Consider the following 18,654-nt stretch of genomic DNA (forward strand, 5'->3'; position numbering starts at 1 on the left):
TTGGCATGAAGACGCGGCAGCGCAGCCGCTCGCAGGGCCGTTAAAACCGGTCCACGCTGAACGGCTGCGCGTCCACCAGCGTTTCCTCGCCTGTCATCATCTCGGCGATGAGGCGGCCTGTCACCGGGCCCAATGTGAGTCCGTGGTGCGCGTGGCCAAATGCGAACCACAAGCCGCGGTGTTTGTCCGCCCGCCCGATGACCGGCATCATGTCGGGTGTGCAGGGACGCGCGCCCATCCACGGTTGATCGTCGAGACGTTTGTCGAGCGGGAACAGCGTGCGCGCAATCGGTTCGACGGCGGCAAGTTGCGTGGGCGTTTTCGGCGCATCGCGCAGCGCGATCTCGGCGCCGGTCGTCAAGCGGATGCCGCGCGCCATCGGCGCGAGCAGATAGCCTTTTTCGACGTCGAGCACCGGATGGTTAAGACGCGCGCCCGCGCGCGGCGCGTAGTGCATGTGATAGCCGCGCTTCACGCCGAGCGGCAAGCGATAGCCGAGCCGCGAACTCAAGCCGTCGGACCACGGCCCCAACGCGACGACCACCGATGAAGCCGCAATCGTGCCCGCATCCACCGTGACTTCCCAGCCGTCGCGAAGCGTGGTGGCGTCGCCGGTGAAGAATCGGCCGCCGAGCGACTCGAAGTATTTCGCGTACGCCGTGACGAGCGCGTTCGGATCGCTCACCGAATCGGCTTGCGGGTAGCGCAGGCCGCCGCGCAATGCCTTGTCGAGATCGGGCTCGGCCTGCTGCAAGCGGTTAGCGTCGAGCACGTCGAACTCGATGCCGTATTCGCTGCGCCATTGCTCCGCGAGCTGTATTTCTTCGTCTTCAGCCGCGCTGCTGCGAAATACCTTGATCCAGCCTGTCGGGCGCAGCAACGCGCTCGCGCCTGCAGCGGCGGCCAATGCGCGATGTTCGCTCACGCAATGTTCGATAAGCGTCGAGTACGACCTCGCGATGGCCGCATGTCTCGCCGGATCGGAGTTGCGCCAGTACTTCCACAGGAAGGGCGCTGCATGAAACAGTGCATCGGCATGGTAGCGAACGTCGGGCGACTGGTTGCGCGCATAGCGAAGCAATGTGCCGAGTCCGCGCGGAAAGGCATACGGATAGACGCCTTCGCGCTGGATCAGGCCGGCGTTGCCGAATGACGTTTCGTTGCCTGGCGGCTTGCGATCCACGAGCGCAACCTGGCGGCCGCGTTGTTGCAAATGCACGGCCACGCTCACGCCGATAATGCCGGCGCCTAACACCACGGTGTCGAATTTGAGTGCCGTCATCGGTTAAACCGCCGAGAGTCCCGAGCCGTGGGCGCCGGACTTGTCCACAAGAGGGGGAGAGGTCACGATCGATTTCAACGATGCATCTGGCTTCGTCAGTTTCGACAGATCGGGACGCGGCCGCCGCAACACCGGCGACTGCGCGAATACCTGTTCCATCGCATGCGCGACGGCGAGCGTTTTGCGGTCGCCATGAAACGGCCCGACGATCTGCAAGCCGAACGGCATGCCTGCCTGATCGACACCGCATGGCAGCGACAGGGCCGGATGGGTGGTCAGCGTGACGACATAGGTGAGCGCGAGCCAGCGGTAATAGTTGTCCTGCTCGCGCCCGTCGATTTGCGCGGCGTACAACTGTTGCCATGGAAACGGCGAAACCGGCGTGGTCGGCGAAAGGATCACATCGTATTGCTGGAACGCATGCTGAAAGCGTTTGAAGATGCGCGTCTGTTCGGCTTGTGCCCACGCGCTGTCCGCGAGACTCATGCTGGCGCCGAGTTCGTAATTGGCGCGCGTGTTCGGGCCGAGCTGGCTCGGGTCGCGCGTGTAGGCGTCATGCAGACCGGCGACGAAACTCTCCGCGCGAATCACATCGAAACAGCGGTGCACGTCGCCGAGATCGAAGCTCACTTCCTCGCATGAACGGAACGACGGCGCGATCAGCGCGATGCGTTCGCGGAACACTTCGCGGATCGATGCGTCGACGTCGCAACTGCCGAAGTCTTCGGTCCAACCCACTCGCAGCGAGCCGAGGTCGATGTCGGCGGGCGCGGCGAAGCGAAGCGGATCGACGGCGAAACTGAGCGGATCACCCGCGGACAGGCCGGCCGTCGCCGCCAGTTGCAAACACGCTTCGGCAACCGTGCGGCCCATTGGGCCGACCACCGAGATCGGCGTCCAGCCCACCAGCTTGCGTGAGTTTGGCACGAGGCCCGGCGTCGGACGAAAGCCCACCACGCCGCATTTCGAAGCGGGAATGCGCAGCGAGCCGCCCGTGTCCGAGCCGGTGCAGACCGGCAGCATGTCGCACGCGAGCGCGGCCGCGGAACCACCGGACGAGCCGCCCGCGTTCAGCGCGGTATTGAACGGATTGCCGGTCGCGCCCCACACCGGGTTGCGCGTGTTGGCGCCGGCGCCGAGTTCCGGCACGTTGGTCTTCGCGGTGACGATCGCGCCGGCTGCGCGCAAGCGTTCGACGAGCACGACGTCCTCTTTCGGGACGTTGCCGCGCGACGTCGGCGAACCGTAAGTGGTTAGGAGTCCGGCTGTATTTTCCAGGTCTTTCACGCCGAGCGGCAAGCCGTGCAGCAGTCCGAGCGCTTCGCCGTCGAGCACCTGCTTTTCGGCGCGTTTCGCGGCGGCTCGCGCGGCGGGAAAGTCCGTCGCGGTGATCGCGTTGACCGCGGGATTCACGGCCTCGATGCGCGCGATGCAGGCGTCGAGCAGTTCAACCGGCGAGATCTCTTTCGCGCCGATCATCCGGCGCAAGTCGACCGCGCTGCGGCCGAGCAATTCATTGTCGCGACTCATGGCTTCCTTCATTGCTTCCTCTCATCAGGCGAGCGCTTCGCCCGTACGGTCTTTCAGCCAGATGACCGGCACGAGGGAAATCGCGCACGCAGCGGCGACATACCACGCGGGCGCAAGCGGATTGCCGGTGCGCGCGACCAGCCAGCTTGCGATGAACGGCGAGAAGCCGCCAAAGAACGATGCGCTCACAACATAGGTCAATGCGATTCCCGTTGCGCGCACATGCTTGGGGAACAGCTCGGGAATCATCACCAGCACCGGGATGATCTGCCCGGACACGAACACGGCGAGCAGCGCGGAAACGATGCACAGCGCGGCCATCGACGGATGCGCGCTCAGAAACGCGAACGCCGGATAGACGAGCAACAGCATCGTCACGCGGGAAATCACGAGAAGGCGCTTGCGCGTGAAGCGATCGGCGAGCATGCCCGCGAGCGGCGCGGTGACGAAGAGCGCCAGCGAACTGACGATACCCGAGACGACCGCGGCCGTGGGAGAAAGATGCAGTGCGCGCACCGCGTGGCTCGGCAGGAAAAACGCGGTGATATAGACGGACACCGAGCCGCCCAGCTCGGCGAACGTGCCGAGAATCGTCAGCTTCAGATGCGTGGTGAGCGCGGCCTTCAGCGCGCCGCGCGGCGCGGCTTCGCCGGGCGTGCGCCGGGTCAGCGTTTCTTCGAGCCGCCGACGGATCAGCATGCCGGCCGGCGCGGCGACGATGCCGAGCACGAACGGAAGCCGCCAGCCCCATTCGAGCACCGCCTGCTTTGGCAGCGACACGTTGACGAGCGTCGCCACCAGTGCGCCGAGCACGAGGCCCGCTGCGGTTGCCGCGAAGTTCCAGCTGGCGAAGAAGGCGCGGGTGTTGTCGGTGGCGTATTCGACTAGCAGCGTGGTGCCCGGTCCGAACTCGCCGCCCGCCGCGAAGCCCTGAATCAGACGCGCCACGAGCACGATCACCGGCGCCGCGAACCCCGCGACCGCGTAGGTGGGCGCGCATGCGATCATCGCGCAGCTCAGGGCCATCAGCATGATGGTGAGGACCATCGCGTTCTTGCGGCCCGCGCGGTCCGCGTACGCGCCGATCACCACGCCGCCGAGCGGCCGGACGACGAAGCCGACGCCGAACACGCCGATCGACAGCAAAAACTGGTTGACCGGCGACGCGCCCGGAAAGAACAACTGCCCGATCTGAATTGCGAAAAAGCTGTAGATCGTGAAGTCGTAGAACTCGAGCGCCGTGCCGATGGTCGTGGCGGCGATGACGCGGGTCTTCGTCAAACCGGACCTACTGAGAGCTAGGGTAGACACGATACGGTCTCCGCGGGAAAGGAGGAAGCGACGTGAGTTATCATATACGAGAAAAAAATAATTTCTCGTATGCGAGAAATTTTCAAGGCAAGCGGAATCAGACGAGATGGCCAAAGTCCTAGCGGAACAACAGAAGGCCTCCGCGCCCGAAGCGCCGCCTTCGCTCGATCACAAGCTGGTGGGCGGGCATTTGCGGCAGGCGCGCAAGGCGCGCGGGCTCACGCTCGCCGAATTGTCCGAGCGCTCGGGCATTGCGATATCGACGATCTCCAAGGCCGAGCGCGGCGACATCGCGCTCACTTATGACAAGTTCGCGGCGCTCGCGCATTCGCTGGAACTCGAATTCGACGCGATTTTTGGCCGGCGCCGCAAGACTTCCGCCGGCGCGATGAAGCCGTCGTTCACCCCGGCCGGCAAGCAGCCGATCTACGACACGCCGAACTACGAGTACGGCATGCTCGCGAACAATCTGACCGGCAAACGCATGGTGCCGATGCGCGCGCACGTTCACGCGCGCGCCATGTCGGACTTTCCCGAGTACATCCGGCATTCGGGCGAGGAATTCGTGTTTTTGCTGAGCGGCAAGCTCGAATTGCGCTTTGAAAACGGCAAATCGTTCAAGCTGATGCCGGGCGACAGCCTGTATTTCGACAGTTCGGTCGGGCACATCTATCTGAGCGTCGGCGAGGAAGATGCCGATGCGCTCGTGTGTTGCGTCGATGCGGACGGGCATCGGCCGGGCGGCACGATTTGAGCGCCTGTGCGACGCCCGAAGCAACCTTGGAAAGACCCACGGAAATACCCGCATTAACCGCCGATCTTCAGACTGCGGAAGCCGTCGCCTGCGTCAGCGTGTAAACTGCTGACTTTTTTGCATTCGGTGGTATGTTGCAAGCCCTCCAGCGCACAGCGCTCAGCGGCCCGGCGCTTATCCGCCTGCTGGCGCGTCTCGTCGATGTCGACGTTCCCGAATCCCGGCAATCGCTGTCTGACCGGCTGAGCCAGTGGCTCGGCTGGACGGACGCGATCGCGCTCTCGTCGGCGCTCACCGGCGCGCCGCCGGCGCTGCCTGCGGGCGCACGCGCGTTCGGCAGCGCGGAAGAGGCGGAATGCGCGCGGGTGCGCGCGTCGCTGGTGAAAACCATTACCGGCGACAGCGCGTTTGCGACGACGAGGCGGCGCGGTCCGCATGGAGCGCCGCACGGCGCGTCCGTGGACACGCCCGCCGCGCCGGCTGACTACGCGCTGTTTCGTCAGCGCTATCAGGCCATGCAGCAATCGATGGAGACTGGGGTCGGCAATCTGCGTGGCCGTCTGCGCGCGATGCTGGCCGCGAAAACGCCCGCCATGGGCCGTCTCGCGGTGCTCGACGCCGTGATGGAGCGCGCGCTCGGCGAACGCGAGCGGAATCTGTTCGCCACGGTGCCGGGATTGCTCGCCGGGCATTTCGAGCGCTTGCGCGACGCGGCGCAGGCCGCCGAAGCGCCGCCGGACAATGCCGCGCAAGCGGAAAGCGGCATGGCAGCCGGTGCTGAATCCGTCGCCGTCGCCGCCGCCGCCCAGCCGAGCGCATCCGGCGCCTGGCTGGACGTGTTCCGCAAGGACATGCAAAGCGTGTTGCTTGCCGAGCTGGATGTTCGTTTACAACCGGTCGAAGGGCTGCTTGCCGCCCTTCGTACTCGCTAACTGGGACACTATGTCCAGATATCGTATTGATCTCGTTGTGTTCGCGGCAGGTCTCGCCGCGGTGGGCGGCATTGCCGCTGGCTATGTGGGTTCGAACTGGCTCGCGCTGGCTGTCACGCTGCTGATCGGCGCCTTTTATCTCGCGGGCGCGCTCGAATTGCGGCGCTACAGCGAGGCGACGTCGACGCTCGCACGCGCCGTCGCGAGCCTGTCGGAACCGCCGCCGCGCCTCGGTGCTTGGCTGGAGCAACTGCATCCGAGCCTGCGCAATGCCGCGCGTCTTCGGATCGAAGGCGAGCGCGTGGCGTTGCCGGGCCCCGCGCTCACGCCGTACCTCGTCGGTTTGCTGGTGCTGCTAGGCATGCTCGGGACGCTGCTCGGCATGGTCGTCACGCTGCGCGGCACCGGCATGGCGCTCGAAAGCGCGACCGATCTCGCGGCGATCCGCGCGTCGCTCGCCGCGCCGGTCAAGGGGCTCGGCTTCGCATTCGGCACCTCGATTGCGGGCGTGGCGACGTCGGCGATGCTCGGCCTGCTCTCCGCGTTGTGCCGCCGCGAGCGGGTGGACGCGGCGCAATCGCTCGACGTCAGGATCGCGACGAGCTTGCGCGTCTATTCGCAGGCGCATCAGCGTGAAGAAGGCTTCCGGCTCCTGCAGCGCCAGGCGGATCTGATGCCGACGCTGGTCGATCGTCTGCAAACGATGATGGCCGCGATGGAGCAGCACAGCCTCGTCTTCAACGAGAGGCAGCTCGCGAGCCAGGAAGCCTTTCACGGCAACGCGCAGGCCGCATACACGCGCCTCGCGGCATCGGTCGAGCAATCGCTCAGGGAGAGCGTCGCGGACAGCACGCGCGCGGCGGGCGCGGCGCTCGAACCCGTCATGCAGGCAACCATGGCCGGTCTCGCGCGCGAAAGCGCAGCCATGCACGACAGCGTTTCGCAGGCCGTGCAGCGGCAGCTCGACGGTTTGTCGAGCGGCTTCGAGTCGGCCAGCGCGACCGTTGCGGACATCTGGAACAAGGCGCTTGCCGGCCATCAGCGTTCGAGCGAGGAACTGACACAGCAGATGCGCGCGTCGCTGGATCACTTCGCGCAGACCTTCGAGCAGCGTTCCGCCGGTTTGCTCGACGGCGTCTCAGCCCGGCTGGAAGTCGCGGCGGGCAACGTGTCGCAAGCATGGAACGAGGCGCTGTCGCGCCAGCAGCAAGCTGGCGAGACGCTGGCGGGCCGCCACGAACAGGCGCTGGCCACGGCGGCGGCGGGCTTCGAGCAGCATTCGGCGTCGTTGCTGCGCACCGTCGACCAGTCGCACGCGGACTTGCAGAGCCAGTTGGCCGCGCGCGACGAAGAGCGCCTGGCGGCGTGGACCGCAACGCTGGCCGCGATGGCAGCCGCGCTCGGCAAGGAATGGGAGCACGCGGGCGAGCGCACCGAAGAGCGCCTCGCGACGTGGACCGCGACGCTCGGTTCGACGGCGGCGGCGCTCGGCAAGGAATGGGAGCAGGCGGGCGAGCGCACCGAAGAGCGCCTCGCGACGTGGACCGCGACGCTCGGTTCGACGGCAGCGGCGCTCGGCAAGGAATGGGAGCAGGCGGGCGAGCGCACCGAAGAGCGCCTCGCGACGTGGACCGCGACGCTCGGCTCGACGGCAGCGGCGCTCGGCAAGGAATGGGAGCAGGCGGGCGAGCGCACCGAAGAGCGCCTCGCGACGTGGACCGCGACGCTCGGTTCGACGGCGGCGGCGCTCGGCAAGGAGTGGGAACAGGCGGGCGAGCGCACCGCGAGCCGTCAGAGCGAAATTTGCGAGACGCTCGCGCAGACCGCGCGCGACATCTCGGCTGAGACGCGGACGCACGCCAGCGAGACGATCGCCGAAATTTCGCGGCTCGTGCAGGCGGCATCCGAGGCGCCGAAGGCGGCCGCCGAAGTGGTTGCGGAATTGCGCCAGAAGCTATCGGACAGCATGGTGCGCGACACCGCGATGCTGCAGGAACGCAGCCGCTTGCTGGAGACGCTCGAAACGCTGCTGGGGGCCGTGAATCATGCATCGACGGAACAGCGCGTGGCGGTGGATGCGCTGGTTGCGACGTCGGCGGATTTGCTGGAGCGCGTCGGCACGCGCTTTACGGAGAAGGTCGAGGCCGAAGCCGGCAAAATCGGCACGATCGCGGCGCAGATCACCGGCGGCGCGGCCGAAGTGGCGAGCCTCGGCGAGGCGTTCGGCGCGGCCGTGCAGATCTTCGGCGAATCCAACGACAAGCTCGTCGCGCATCTGGAGCGCATCGAGGCCGCGCTCGACAAGTCGCTCGCGCGCAGCGACGAACAGCTTGCCTATTACGTGGCGCAGGCGCGTGAAGTGGTGGATCTGAGCGTGATGTCGCAAAAGCAGATCGTCGAAGACTTGCAGCAGCTCGCGGCACAGCGGGCTTCGGATGGAGTCGCGGCGGCATGAGCGGCATGAGCGATGACATCGACGGCGGCGTGGAGCCGGGCACGCCGGTCTGGGCAGCGTTCGGCGACCTGATGTCCGTGCTGCTCGGCGCGTTCATGCTGATTCTGGTGGCCGTCATCGGCGTGCAGCTCGAACTCTCGAACAAGCTGGAGCAGGAAGTCAAACAGCGCCAGCTCGAAACGCAGCGCCGCAAGACGCTGGAGCAGGCGCTCGCCGGTCCGCTCGCGGCGGGCCGCGTGACGCTGGTGAACGGGCGCATCGGCATTAGCGGCAATGTGCTGTTCGCGCTGAATTCCGACCAGTTGCAGCCGCAAGGGCGCGACCTGTTGAAGAGTCTCGCCGGGCCGCTCTCCGCCTATCTGCGCGCGAACGACGAAATCCTGATGGTGAGCGGCTTCACCGACGACCAGCGGCTGCGCGAAGGCAACCGCCGATTCGCGGACAACTGGGAATTGTCGGCGCAGCGGGCGCTGACGGTGACGCGTGCGCTGATCGACGCGGGCGTGCCGGCGCCTTCGGTGTTCGCGGCGGCATTCGGCTCGGGCCAGCCCGTCAGTTCGAATGCCGACGAGCAAGGGCGCGCGCGCAACCGGCGCGTGGAAATCGCACCGGTTCCGAGGCAATCGGCGGCGAGGAAGCCTCGTGAGTAAAAGCGTGAGCAGCGATGTGAGCGCCGATGTGACCCAGGCGCCCCGCGCCACGCTCGACGCGTGGCGCAAGCGCGGCGCCGATCGTCTCGATCCGCTGCGCTTTCATTTCATCGACGCCCTCGCGCGGCGCGCCGCCGCGCACACCGGCGAGGCGCGCCGCGTGCTCGACGACAAGCTCGCCGGCCTGCTGGAAACGTATGCGCGCGATCTGGAACGCGCGGCGTCCATGCCTGCTGCATGCAAGGTCGAGACCTCGCGCGGCGCGCTCGCGCAACTCGTCGACCATTTGCACGGCGAGTCCCGGCAGGACGAACGCGCGCAACCCGCCTATCCCGAGCTTCCCGCGCTCGACTATTTCCGGGCGACGTGGGCGAAAGTGCGCACCGAAAAGCAGGTGCGCCAGTCGCTGCAACCGGCGCCCGATAACGCCGGGCCGCTCAATTCGAGCAGCCTCGTGCACCGCTCGCTTTCGTTGATGCGCGAGTTGTCGCCGGGTTATCTGAAACAGTTTCTGTCGTATGTCGACGCGCTGTCGTGGATGGAGCAATTGAGCGCCGGCGCCCCGCCAGCCAAGGATGCGCCGCGCCCCGCGAGCGCCGGCAAAGGCTCGCGCGGCAAGTCGCGCTGATGCCGGACGGCGTCGGCCGTGGCATATTGGTAGGCGTTGCCATTGAAAGGAGCCCGCCATGCGAATCCAGACCTCATTTCTGTTCGATCTCGACGGCACACTCGTTGACAGTGTGTATCAGCACGTGCTGGCCTGGAAAGAAGCGCTCGACAGCGAAGGCATTCCGCTGTCGGTCTGGCGGATTCATCGAAAGATCGGCATGAGCGGCGGCCTCTTCACCAATCAGCTTTTGCGCGAGACGCACGGCGAGATCAATGCCGAGCGCAGCGAGCGGCTGCGTCGCGCGCATGCGGCGGCTTATCAAAGGTTGCGCGCGCAAGTATGTCCGCTGCCAGGCGCGCGCGCGTTGCTCGACGCGCTCACGCAAGCCGGCACGCCGTGGGCCGTGGCCACCAGCGGGCGCATGGAAACCGCGGCGCTCAATCTCGAAGCGCTGGGCGTCGATCCGTCGAAAGCCGTCGTCGTCACACGCGACGACGTCAAATACGCGAAGCCCGATCCCGATCTTTTCATTGCGGCGGCTGAGCGCCTCGGCGTTCAGATCGAGCACTCGGTCGTGGTCGGCGACAGCATCTGGGACATGCTGGCCGCGCGTCGCTGCCGCGCGCTCGGCGTGGGCTTGCTGTCGGGCGGCTATGGCACGGAAGAACTCGAACGCGCGGGCGCGCTCAGGGTGTACGACGATCCGGCAGGCCTGCTGGATCACCTCGACGAAGTGGCCTCGCGGCCATAATGACCGGATTCGCGCGGCCGCCAGGAACGCGGTCGCATCGCCATGTTTCGCATCGCTTATTCGCTTTATTCAAGACGCATGCGTTGCCGCAAACAAGCGTAAGTTTGTACTGTTGATGCCAAGAGCCCTGTACTATACGGCTCAACGGTAACGGGCCGGCAACCAGCGCTATCAAGGCCGGCGCGTACGTAGCTTGCGGCGCGCCGCCATGTTCCACGTGAGCGCATGCGACCACCTGCGAGCCTGTCACGGCGATCGCCCTGCGGCGGCCTGACGAACCACGTGAAAATATGAACAAGTTTATTAGACCACCCGTTTCCTTCCCGACCACGGTTGTTTTCGTCGACGACAACGACAACTACCTCGACGCGCTGCGCCGTTTCTTTCCGGACGTTTCCACCAATCTGTTTTTTTCGCGCCCGCAAACGGGGCTCGCGTTCATCCGCCAGCACGCGCGCGAAAATTCGCTGGAGTTTGCGCCCGGTTCGGCGTGCCTGAGCGAAACGGGTTTCGAGCGCTTTGTCGAAAGCTCGCCGCAGCGCGATGTGCTCGCGCGCGATTCGCGCTTCTCCGAAGTGGCCGCGGTCGTCGTGGATTACGACATGCCGGGCGTGAGCGGCGTCGAGTTTCTGTCGTCCATTTCGAACCTGCATTGCGCGAAAATTCTGCTGACGGGCGTCGCCGACGAAACCGTCGCGGTCAAGGCGTTCAACGCCGGCATTGTCGATTTATATCTGCGCAAGACCGACGCCGATTCCGCGAACCGCCTCGTGCACTTTCTCAAGGACGCGAAGAGCCGCCACTGCTCCGAAACCGGCTGGCTCGCGCTGGGCGAGAACGGCATGACGTATTGCGATCCGCGCACGCGCAAGGTGATCGACGAACTGGTGGCGGAAAAAGGCATCGTCGAGTATTACTGGCGGCCCGAGCAGAATGCGATTCTCATGTTCGATCGCGAGGCGAGGCCGAGTGTTTTCGTCGCGTGGGCCGAGAACGACTGGATTTCGCAGGGCGAAATCGTCGCGGACGAAAGCGGCCCCGCCGAGCTGCTCAAACAGATGGCGGTGCGCGACGTCATGCCGTTGTTCTGGCCGCATCTCGCTTACCGGTCGAATGTCGAATTCAGAATGCTGAAGCCGCTGCCCGTTCCCGGATGGAGCGACGCTTTCTACTGCTGGAGCCCGATCGAGTCGTCCGAGGTGGTCGAGGCGGGCATCAAGCCGCTGACGTATGCGGAGTGGCGCAGTAACCGGACAAACCGGACACGCTAACGTCTGCCGGCACGCCGAGCCACATGTACGCCATTCCAACTGCTTTCGTGTCGGCGATGTTCGTCGTATTCGGCCTTTACGTGCTCATCACGCAAGGCCTGACGCGGCTCTCGGCGCCATTTCTTTTGATGTGCGCGGCGACGTTCGCATGGCAAGGCGCATGGACCTTGCTGTTCCAGACGGAGGACCCGCACATCGCGGGCTGGCTGGTTCGCATCGGCTATCTGTTCATTCTGTTTCTGCCCACCACGTTCTATCACTTCGTGACGGAAGTCGCGGCGCGGCGTCGCGAGCAGCCGGTCTTGCTGGCGTCGTACGGTGTGTGTTGCGTGCTCGCCGCGTTGCTGCCCGGCAATGAGGTGGTGGCCGGCTATCAGCATTATTTCTTCGGCTACTATCCGGTCGCGGGGCCGCTCCATCCGGTTCATGTGTTGCAGACGGTGTTGCTCGCCGCGCGCAGCGGCCAGCTTCTGCTCGGCGCGCGCAAGCATGCGGGCGGCCAGGCGCGCCGGCGTCTCGATCTGTGCCTCGCGGCGCTCGGCCTGTATTCGTTCGCAGCGGTCGATTACGCGGTCAACTACGGCTATCCGTTCTATCCGCCCGGCGTGCTGTTCATCGCGTTGAGCCTCGGGCTTCTCGCCATCACGATCGTGCGCTATCACCTGATTCATCCGTATGCGCTCGCGGCCACCATCGCGCACGAAATCGCCACGCCGCTTGCCACCATCGGCATGCACGCCGACGAGATCGCGAGCGTCTGGAGTCATGTGTTCAAGGGTTATCGCCTCGCCGTCGCGCACGGTCTTTACGACGACGAACATTCGGGGCAATCCGAGCGCATCAGCCAACTGGCCACCGCGATCAGGCGTGAAGTCTCCGGCACGAGCGCGATGGTCGAAATGGCGCTCGCTTCATTCACGCTCGACCGCCTGGACCGCAGCCGCTTCAGCGCGCATTCGGTGCAGCAGTGCGTGAGTTCGGCGCTCGAACGTTATCCCTTTCGCAGCGACGAACGCGAGCGCGTCACGGTCATGCCGATCGATCCCGCGTTGAGCTTTTCCGGCTCCGACACGGTCGTGGTCTTCGTGCTGTTCAATTTGCTGAAAAACGCCTTCCACGCGATTCACGTGAGCGGCGAAGGGCAGATCACGATCAGCGCGCTGGAAGACCAGGACTTCTGCGTGTTGCAGTTCCGCGATACCGGGCCGGGCATCGCGCCCGATGTTCTGCCGCATATCTTCGACGCCTTCTTCTCGACCAAGCGCCACGGCAGCGGTGCGGGAATGGGTCTTGCCTTTTGCCGCCGCGCGACCGAGTTGCTGGGCGGCAGCATCGACTGCGCGTCCATGCGCGGCGCGCACACCACCTTCACCGTGCGGCTGCCGCTTCCCGGCACGGCAGCCGACAGAGCCTTGCCGAAGCCGCCGGCACGCACCGCGCGCCGGCGTTAGAGCTTCGGGCTAATGCCTTTACTTCGGACGCTGTGCTTTATTCCGCCAGCGCCGACAACGGCAACTCATACTCCTTCACACGCTCGACGATTCCATCCGGAAAGCGCCGGATTTTCCGGTCGCGTCCGGCGTAAAGAATCTGCTGATAGCCTTGCGACACTTGCCGCCCATCGACGCAAAAACGGAACAGCAGATAGGCCGAGCATTGCCTGACTTGCACCGTGTTCAGATAGCAATCCACCCGCTGGAACGGGAAAGTCTCATGCACATATTCCTGGTGCGCGCGTTTGGTCACGAACATGCCGTCGGAGCCGAGCAGGTCGTCATGGATGCACTCGTGAAACCACCGTTCGCGGCATACGCCCTGCCATTCGAAATAGCGCGCGAAATACGTGTTCATGAAGGCATTCGAGTCTTTTAGATAGATGTCGAACGAGTGTTGAAAGGTCTTTGGCGAAAGCATCGCCATCGGGTTCTCTGAAAGATGAGCATTGCCACGATTCAGAGCATTGGGGATCACTTCTCGCATCAACATACGATTTTCCTTTTACAGGAACGGCTGCTTGTGGCAGCCACACATGCTTGCCGATACGGCAGGCACATCCCATTCTCTTGGGGAAATGGACTATGTGGCTATTTACGCGTCCGACGACAGTGTTGATGCAGCGGTTTTTTAATTCAGTGGGTCAGCGAACAGAACCGGCAGGAGCCCAGGGCGTCCATGTCACTGCGATTGGCGATTGACAGGCGGATCGATTAAAGCCGCATAAATCGTGTGGGAATATGCGGGGAAAGCCTGCGGAATATGTGCGCAATAGAGGCGGAAATACGCCGCTTAAGCCGCACCGGCATGAGTGGAAAGAAAGCGGCACAGTTCATCGTGCATGGCTTGCACGCCAGGGCTCGATTCGATGGCGCGCCAGCAGCCATGCACGAGTCCTGTGCCGACCCACAGCCGCGCATTGCCGCCCGCAGCCTGAAGGCGTTCGGTGAAGACGCGCGCGTCGTCTCTCAGCGGATCGTGTTCCGCGCCGATCGCGAGTGTGGGCGGCAGGCCGTCATAACGGGTGACGTCGAGTGGGACGGTCCATGCCGGATAGGGCGCCTGGCCACCCGAGTGGCCCCAGTACATGTCGCGAAACGCGTGGACATCGGTGAGGGTCAGCATGGGCGCCTGCGCTTCGGTGTCGCGTGCGGGCGGCTGCGGGTCGGTGCCGAGCATCGGATAAACCAGCGCGAGTCCGCCTATTCCTTCGATGCCCGCGTCGCGCAATCGCATCGCCACACTCGCCGCGAGCGTGCCGCCGGCACTGTCGCCGGCCAGTTGCAGCGAGTCGGCGGCAGGCGAATCGAAGGGCAGCCGCCGATGCAGCGCGGCGAGCGCGATCTCCAGGCAGTCGTCGTGCGCGGCCGGTGCGCGGTGTTCGGGCGCGAGCCGGTAGTCGACTGCGATCACATCGAGACCGGTGTCGGTGGCGAGGCGCGCCGTGATCAGTGCATGACTGTCCAGCGATCCGAGCACGAAGCCGCCGCCGTGGAAATACAGCACGGTGCCGCGCGGCGTCGCGCCGCCCATTGCGCGCTTGCGATAGCGCCGCAATGCAATGGAATGGCCGGCCGCGGCCTGGAAGCGCGCGTCCTGCGTGACGACATCCGGCGGTAAAGGCGGCGTCAGCGCAGCCGCATAACGGTCGTAGACCTCGCGCTGCTCGCGCGGCGACATCGACGTGGTATGCCCCGGATAGATCGCGGCGGCGCGTGCAATGAAGGCCGCCATCTGCGGCTCAAGCATGTTGGCTCCGGCCTCGTTGCACGGCTTTCGGCAGGCCGATCATGCGGCCCGCGTACGCCGCCGCCGGCAGCGCGGCATGCGCGTCGGCCAGATCGCGCACGCGGGCGGCGACGTCGGCATCGAATGGAGCCGCGCACGGACCGTTCGTGTCCACATGAAGCAGCATCTGCTCGCCGGCGGCGACCGGCTGGCCGCTTTCGCCGGCGAACATCTCCAGATAGAGATGCAGCCGCTTCGCGTCGTGCGCGAGCACGCGCATATCGACACGCACGCGCGCGCCCTCCTTGATTTCATGCAGATAGTTGATGTGCGCTTCGAGCGTGTAGATCGAACGGCTGCGTTCCTTGCGCACGGCGTCGGGCAAACCGATCAGGTCGATCAGTTCGTCGGCTGCGAAGCTGAAGATCAGCATGTAGAACGCGTCGCGCAAATGGCCGTTGTAGTCGACCCATTCGGCGCGCACCGTGTCGCGATAGCAGGGCAGTGAAACGGTTTGCGGCATGGTGCGGGGTCTCCTTGTGGATGGGCGGCGCGCGCTGGCGTTGCGCGGCCACGCCAGCGTCAATCCGCGGACGTGAGCCCGTGCCGCGCCTTGGCTTCGCCGATTGCCGCCAGCACGCTCGTGATGCAGTCGTCGCGATAACGCTCCAGCTGTTTGATCGAACGCGGGCCGACCTGTTCGGCGGTGCCGTGCACGACGCGGTCGATCAGTTCGTCCGTCAGCTCCGGCGCTATCAGTTTAGTCCACGGCAGCTCCAGCGCGGGGCCGAACTGCTGCATGAAGTGGCGCATGCCCGCATCGCCGCCCGCGAGCGTGTAGGTGAGGAACGTGCCCATGAACGACCAGCGGATGCCCGCGCCGAAGCGGATCGCGTCGTCGATTTCGCCGGTGGTCGCCACGCCTTCGTTCACCAGATGCAGCGCCTCGCGCCACAGCGCTTCGAGCAGCCGGTCGGCGATAAAGCCGGGCACTTCCTTGCGAACGCGCAGCGGCCGCATCGAAAGCGAGCGGTAAATGCGCAGCGCGGCGTCGAGCGTGTCGGCCGCGGTGCGCTCGCCGCCGAGCACTTCGACAAGCGGCAGCAGATACACCGGATTGAACGGATGCCCGACGATGCAACGCTCGGGGTTCACCGCGCGCGCATAGAAGTCGCTCGGCAAGAGCCCCGACGTCGACGAAGCGATGATCGCGTCCGGTTTCGCGGCGCGGCTGATCTGCTCGTGCAGCGCGAGTTTGAGTTCCTCGCGTTCGGGCGCGCTTTCCTGAATGAAGTCGGCGTGCGCGACGCACGCTTCGATCGTCTCGACGAAGCGCAGCCTCGCCTGCGACGCGCCCTCGGCGAGCCCGACGCGCTCCAGCGCGGGCCACGCATTCGCGACGTTCTCGCGCAACTGCTGCTGCGCACCGGGAGCCGGGTCCCACGCGATCACATCGAGCCCGTGCGCGAGCGCGCGCACCACCCAGCCGCTGCCGATCACACCCGCGCCGATCGCGGCAAATGTTTTGATATCGACGATCACTGCCATTGCTGACGTTTCCTTTTGCCTGTGAGTTCCTGACTGCGAACGCGCATTGAGAGCGCACGCAATGCCGCTTGCAAATCGTGCCTATGCATATTCCCGGGCCGCGCGCCGTTCGAGCAGCCGTTCGCCACGCGCGGGCAGGCCGAGCTTGCGACGTCCTTCGGCGGGTGTCAGCGCGCGTCCACCCAGGCGTTCGATGATCTCCACCGCGCGCTGCACGAGCGTGCCGTTGGTTGCGGGCACACCTTTATCGAGCCAGATGTTGTCTTCGAGGCCGACACGCACGTGGCCGCCGAGCAGCATCGCCTGCGCGACCATCGGCATCTGCATGCGGCCGATGCCGAAGCCGGCCCACTGTGCGCCGGGCGGCAGGTTGTCGGCCATCGCCTTCATGGTGGTCGTATCGGCGGGCGCGCCCCACGGAATGCCGAGGCAGATCTGGAAGAGCGGCGGCGCGTCGAGCAGGCCTTCCTTCAGCAATTGCTTCGCGAACCACAAATGGCCGGTATCGAAAATTTCCAGTTCGGGCTTCACGCCGAGTTCCTGAATCCGCTTTGCGCCCGCGCGCAACTGCGCAGGCGTCGACACGTAGATGTAGTCGCCATCGCCGAAATTGAGCGTGCCGCAATCGAGCGTGCAAATTTCGGGCAGCAGCTCCTCGACATGCGCAAGGCGCGTCAAGCCGCCGACGAGATCCGTGCCCGCGCCGAAGCGCATCGGGTCTTCGCCGGAACCGATCTCCAGATCGCCGCCCATGCCCGCCGTCAGATTGATGATGACGTCGGTGCCCGACGAGCGGATTCTGTCCACCACCTCGCGATACAACTGCGGATCGCGGCTGCCGCGTCCGGTTTTCGGATCGCGCACGTGGCAATGCGCGACGGTGGCGCCGGCTTTCGCCGCTTCGATCGCGGACTCGGCGATCTGCTTTGGCGTGACGGGAATGGCCGGATGCTTGCCGACGGTGTCGCCCGCGCCGGTGATCGCGCAGGTCACGATGACTTCATGGTTCATGCGTGCTGTTCCTGTAAATGAAAGTGCTTGGCGCGTGAATCAGAGCGCGCGAATCAAAGCCCGAGATAAGCCTTGACCGCGGGCAAGCCGTCCTTGCCGTCATAGGTCTTGACGCCGGCGAGCCATGCGTCTAGCACTTGCGGGTTCTTCTTCAGATACGCTTTGGCGGCATCGGCGGGCTTTTCCTTGTTCATGACCGACTGCATCACCACGTTTTCCAGTTGAGTCGAAAAATGCAGGTTGCTCACGAACTTGCCGGCGTTGGGGCAACGCGACAGATAGTCGGGCGAGGTCAGCGTGTAGACGCGCGCTTCGCCGTCGTTCGGACCGAACACGCCTTCGCTGCCGGAGAGATATTTCATGTCGAGCTGAATGTTCATCGGATGCGGTTCCCAGCCGAGAAACACCACCCATTTCTTCTCGCGGATCGCGCGTTCCACCGAAACCAGCATGCCCGCTTCGCTCGATTCGACCAGCTTGAACCCGCCGAGGCCGAACTGGTTGGTGGCGATCATCTTCTGAATGGCCGCGTTCGCGCTGCTGCCGGGCTCGATGCCGTAGATCTTGCCGCCTAGTTCGTCGCGATGTTTGGCGATGTCCGCGAAGGTCTTCAGGCCGGCGTCATACTCGTAGGTCGGCACGGCGAAGGTTGCCTTCGCGCCGGTCAGATTGGGCGGTTGCAGCACCTGGATCGATTTCGATTCGACGAACGGCGCAATCGCCTTTTCCTGCACGGGCCACCAATAGCCGAGCGACACGTCGAGCTGTTTGCTCTTCAGGCCCGCAAACGAAATCGGCACCGAGGCGACGGTCGTGACCGGCTGATAACCGAGCCCTTCGAAGACAGTCGACGCAAGCGCGGTCGTCGATGTGATGTCGGTCCAGCCGATATCCGCGAAATGCACGGCGCGGCAGGCGGCCGGGTCCTGCGCGTGCGCGGGCAGCGCGGTCGCGGCAAAAGCGGCCGCGAGGCACGCGAGACGGGCAAAGAGAGCTTTGATGCGTAACTTCATGACATTCCCCTGGTGGCGCTCATGGAGGTTTGACTGCGCGTTCCGGACAGGCCGCCTCGATACTTTGACGCCGTGACGCGCGGCCCACGAATGACCTAACGTTAATGCCCCATATTCCGCCCAAAGCGACCGTCAGCGACCCGTTCTTGCTCTCACGCGACAACAAGGGAAAACCAGCACCGGCGGTCGTCAGGCGCGCATTGCAATGCAGCATCGCGCGGAAGGGATTTTTGGCGCGCCTTGCCCGCCCGCGACACGCTTGCTACGCTCGCCTGGACCCGCGCGTTCGCCCGCGCATTCCCGTCCGTTTTCTC

At 65.1% G+C, this 18,654-nt stretch carries 17 protein-coding genes; 8 read left to right on the plus strand and 9 right to left on the minus strand.

All coding sequences use genetic code 11. From position 1 onward, the window contains the following. Positions 1-40: 40 nt before the first annotated feature. From VOM14_RS02300 to VOM14_RS02310, 3 genes are read right to left on the minus strand one after another with little or no spacing between them, the layout of a single operon-like run. Complete coding sequence (locus VOM14_RS02300; RefSeq protein WP_327627036.1) at positions 41-1,282, minus strand: NAD(P)/FAD-dependent oxidoreductase; 1,242 nt, start codon at positions 1,280-1,282, stop codon at positions 41-43. Between the two features lie 3 nt (positions 1,283-1,285). Beyond that, positions 1,286-2,812, minus strand: a complete 1,527-nt coding sequence (locus tag VOM14_RS02305; RefSeq protein WP_327627037.1) for an amidase — start codon at positions 2,810-2,812, stop codon at positions 1,286-1,288. A gap of 24 nt (positions 2,813-2,836) precedes the next feature. Then, a complete protein-coding gene (locus VOM14_RS02310; protein WP_327627038.1) occupies positions 2,837-4,123 on the minus strand; it encodes an MFS transporter in 1,287 nt (428 codons plus the stop codon). Between the two features lie 106 nt (positions 4,124-4,229). On the opposite strand from VOM14_RS02310, the gene VOM14_RS02315 reads away from it, so the two are divergent. The 8 genes from VOM14_RS02315 (at position 4,230) to VOM14_RS02350 (ending at position 12,997) form a co-directional block, all read left to right on the plus strand. After that, positions 4,230-4,877, plus strand: a complete 648-nt coding sequence (locus VOM14_RS02315; RefSeq protein ID WP_327627039.1) for a helix-turn-helix domain-containing protein — start codon at positions 4,230-4,232, stop codon at positions 4,875-4,877. 131 nt (positions 4,878-5,008) lie between these two features. Beyond that, a complete protein-coding gene (locus VOM14_RS02320) occupies positions 5,009-5,809 on the plus strand; it encodes a DUF3348 domain-containing protein (RefSeq protein ID WP_327627040.1) in 801 nt (266 codons plus the stop codon). Positions 5,810-5,819: 10 nt separating this feature from the next. After that, a complete protein-coding gene (locus VOM14_RS02325; protein ID WP_327627041.1) occupies positions 5,820-8,264 on the plus strand; it encodes a DUF802 domain-containing protein in 2,445 nt (814 codons plus the stop codon). 5 nt (positions 8,265-8,269) lie between these two features. Then, positions 8,270-8,914, plus strand: coding sequence for an OmpA family protein (locus tag VOM14_RS02330; protein WP_327627042.1), 645 nt, complete (start codon positions 8,270-8,272; stop codon positions 8,912-8,914). After that, positions 8,907-9,542, plus strand: coding sequence for a DUF2894 domain-containing protein (locus VOM14_RS02335; protein WP_327627043.1), 636 nt, complete (start codon positions 8,907-8,909; stop codon positions 9,540-9,542). Before VOM14_RS02330 ends, VOM14_RS02335 begins: the two co-directional genes overlap by 8 nt. A 58-nt stretch (positions 9,543-9,600) precedes the next feature. After that, positions 9,601-10,275: an HAD family hydrolase gene (locus tag VOM14_RS02340; RefSeq protein WP_327627044.1), complete on the plus strand. Its 675-nt coding sequence runs from the start codon at positions 9,601-9,603 to the stop codon at positions 10,273-10,275. Positions 10,276-10,565: 290 nt separating this feature from the next. After that, the gene (locus VOM14_RS02345) at positions 10,566-11,546 is read left to right on the plus strand and encodes a response regulator (protein WP_327627045.1); all 981 of its coding nucleotides are present in this window, start codon (positions 10,566-10,568) and stop codon (positions 11,544-11,546) included. 23 nt (positions 11,547-11,569) lie between these two features. After that, on the plus strand, positions 11,570-12,997 hold the full coding sequence (locus tag VOM14_RS02350; RefSeq protein WP_327627046.1) for a sensor histidine kinase: 1,428 nt from the start codon (positions 11,570-11,572) through the stop codon (positions 12,995-12,997). 37 nt (positions 12,998-13,034) lie between these two features. Here the strand turns inward: VOM14_RS02350 and VOM14_RS02355 are convergent, their stop codons facing one another. The 6 genes from VOM14_RS02355 to VOM14_RS02380 all read right to left on the minus strand — a co-directional run bounded on the left by VOM14_RS02355 (position 13,035) and on the right by VOM14_RS02380 (position 18,340). Continuing rightward, positions 13,035-13,532 carry an acyl-CoA thioesterase gene (locus tag VOM14_RS02355; protein ID WP_327627047.1) on the minus strand — a complete coding sequence of 166 codons (498 nt, stop codon included), beginning with the start codon at positions 13,530-13,532 and terminating at the stop codon, positions 13,035-13,037. Between the two features lie 300 nt (positions 13,533-13,832). Beyond that, positions 13,833-14,789, minus strand: a complete 957-nt coding sequence (locus VOM14_RS02360; protein ID WP_327627048.1) for an alpha/beta hydrolase — start codon at positions 14,787-14,789, stop codon at positions 13,833-13,835. Beyond that, positions 14,782-15,291: a thioesterase family protein gene (locus VOM14_RS02365; RefSeq protein ID WP_327627049.1), complete on the minus strand. Its 510-nt coding sequence runs from the start codon at positions 15,289-15,291 to the stop codon at positions 14,782-14,784. Before VOM14_RS02365 ends, VOM14_RS02360 begins: the two co-directional genes overlap by 8 nt. Positions 15,292-15,350: 59 nt before the next feature. Further along, positions 15,351-16,316, minus strand: coding sequence for an L-carnitine dehydrogenase (locus VOM14_RS02370; RefSeq protein ID WP_327627050.1), 966 nt, complete (start codon positions 16,314-16,316; stop codon positions 15,351-15,353). 81 nt (positions 16,317-16,397) lie between these two features. Further along, the gene (locus VOM14_RS02375; protein WP_327627051.1) at positions 16,398-17,327 is read right to left on the minus strand and encodes a 3-keto-5-aminohexanoate cleavage protein; all 930 of its coding nucleotides are present in this window, start codon (positions 17,325-17,327) and stop codon (positions 16,398-16,400) included. Between the two features lie 53 nt (positions 17,328-17,380). Beyond that, a complete protein-coding gene (locus VOM14_RS02380) occupies positions 17,381-18,340 on the minus strand; it encodes a choline ABC transporter substrate-binding protein (RefSeq protein WP_327627052.1) in 960 nt (319 codons plus the stop codon). Positions 18,341-18,654 lie beyond the last annotated feature (314 nt).

The sequence above is a fragment of the Paraburkholderia sp. MPAMCS5 genome, from assembly GCF_036016995.1.
Taxonomy (GTDB): Bacteria; Pseudomonadota; Gammaproteobacteria; order Burkholderiales; family Burkholderiaceae; genus Paraburkholderia.

What these genes read in the sequence shown, in the direction of transcription:
- VOM14_RS02300 (WP_327627036.1), bottom strand. Translation starts at nt 1,282, where the DNA reads ATGACGGCACTCAAATTCGACACCGTGGTGTTAGGCGCCGGCATTATC.
- VOM14_RS02305 (WP_327627037.1), bottom strand. Translation starts at nt 2,812, where the DNA reads ATGAGTCGCGACAATGAATTGCTCGGCCGCAGCGCGGTCGACTTGCGC.
- VOM14_RS02315 (WP_327627039.1), top strand. Translation starts at nt 4,230, where the DNA reads ATGGCCAAAGTCCTAGCGGAACAACAGAAGGCCTCCGCGCCCGAAGCG.
- VOM14_RS02320 (WP_327627040.1), top strand. Translation starts at nt 5,009, where the DNA reads ATGTTGCAAGCCCTCCAGCGCACAGCGCTCAGCGGCCCGGCGCTTATC.
- VOM14_RS02325 (WP_327627041.1), top strand. Translation starts at nt 5,820, where the DNA reads ATGTCCAGATATCGTATTGATCTCGTTGTGTTCGCGGCAGGTCTCGCC.
- VOM14_RS02330 (WP_327627042.1), top strand. Translation starts at nt 8,270, where the DNA reads ATGAGCGATGACATCGACGGCGGCGTGGAGCCGGGCACGCCGGTCTGG.
- VOM14_RS02340 (WP_327627044.1), top strand. Translation starts at nt 9,601, where the DNA reads ATGCGAATCCAGACCTCATTTCTGTTCGATCTCGACGGCACACTCGTT.
- VOM14_RS02345 (WP_327627045.1), top strand. Translation starts at nt 10,566, where the DNA reads ATGAACAAGTTTATTAGACCACCCGTTTCCTTCCCGACCACGGTTGTT.
- VOM14_RS02350 (WP_327627046.1), top strand. Translation starts at nt 11,570, where the DNA reads ATGTACGCCATTCCAACTGCTTTCGTGTCGGCGATGTTCGTCGTATTC.
- VOM14_RS02355 (WP_327627047.1), bottom strand. Translation starts at nt 13,532, where the DNA reads ATGTTGATGCGAGAAGTGATCCCCAATGCTCTGAATCGTGGCAATGCT.
- VOM14_RS02360 (WP_327627048.1), bottom strand. Translation starts at nt 14,789, where the DNA reads ATGCTTGAGCCGCAGATGGCGGCCTTCATTGCACGCGCCGCCGCGATC.
- VOM14_RS02365 (WP_327627049.1), bottom strand. Translation starts at nt 15,291, where the DNA reads ATGCCGCAAACCGTTTCACTGCCCTGCTATCGCGACACGGTGCGCGCC.
- VOM14_RS02370 (WP_327627050.1), bottom strand. Translation starts at nt 16,316, where the DNA reads ATGGCAGTGATCGTCGATATCAAAACATTTGCCGCGATCGGCGCGGGT.
- VOM14_RS02375 (WP_327627051.1), bottom strand. Translation starts at nt 17,327, where the DNA reads ATGAACCATGAAGTCATCGTGACCTGCGCGATCACCGGCGCGGGCGAC.
- VOM14_RS02380 (WP_327627052.1), bottom strand. Translation starts at nt 18,340, where the DNA reads ATGAAGTTACGCATCAAAGCTCTCTTTGCCCGTCTCGCGTGCCTCGCG.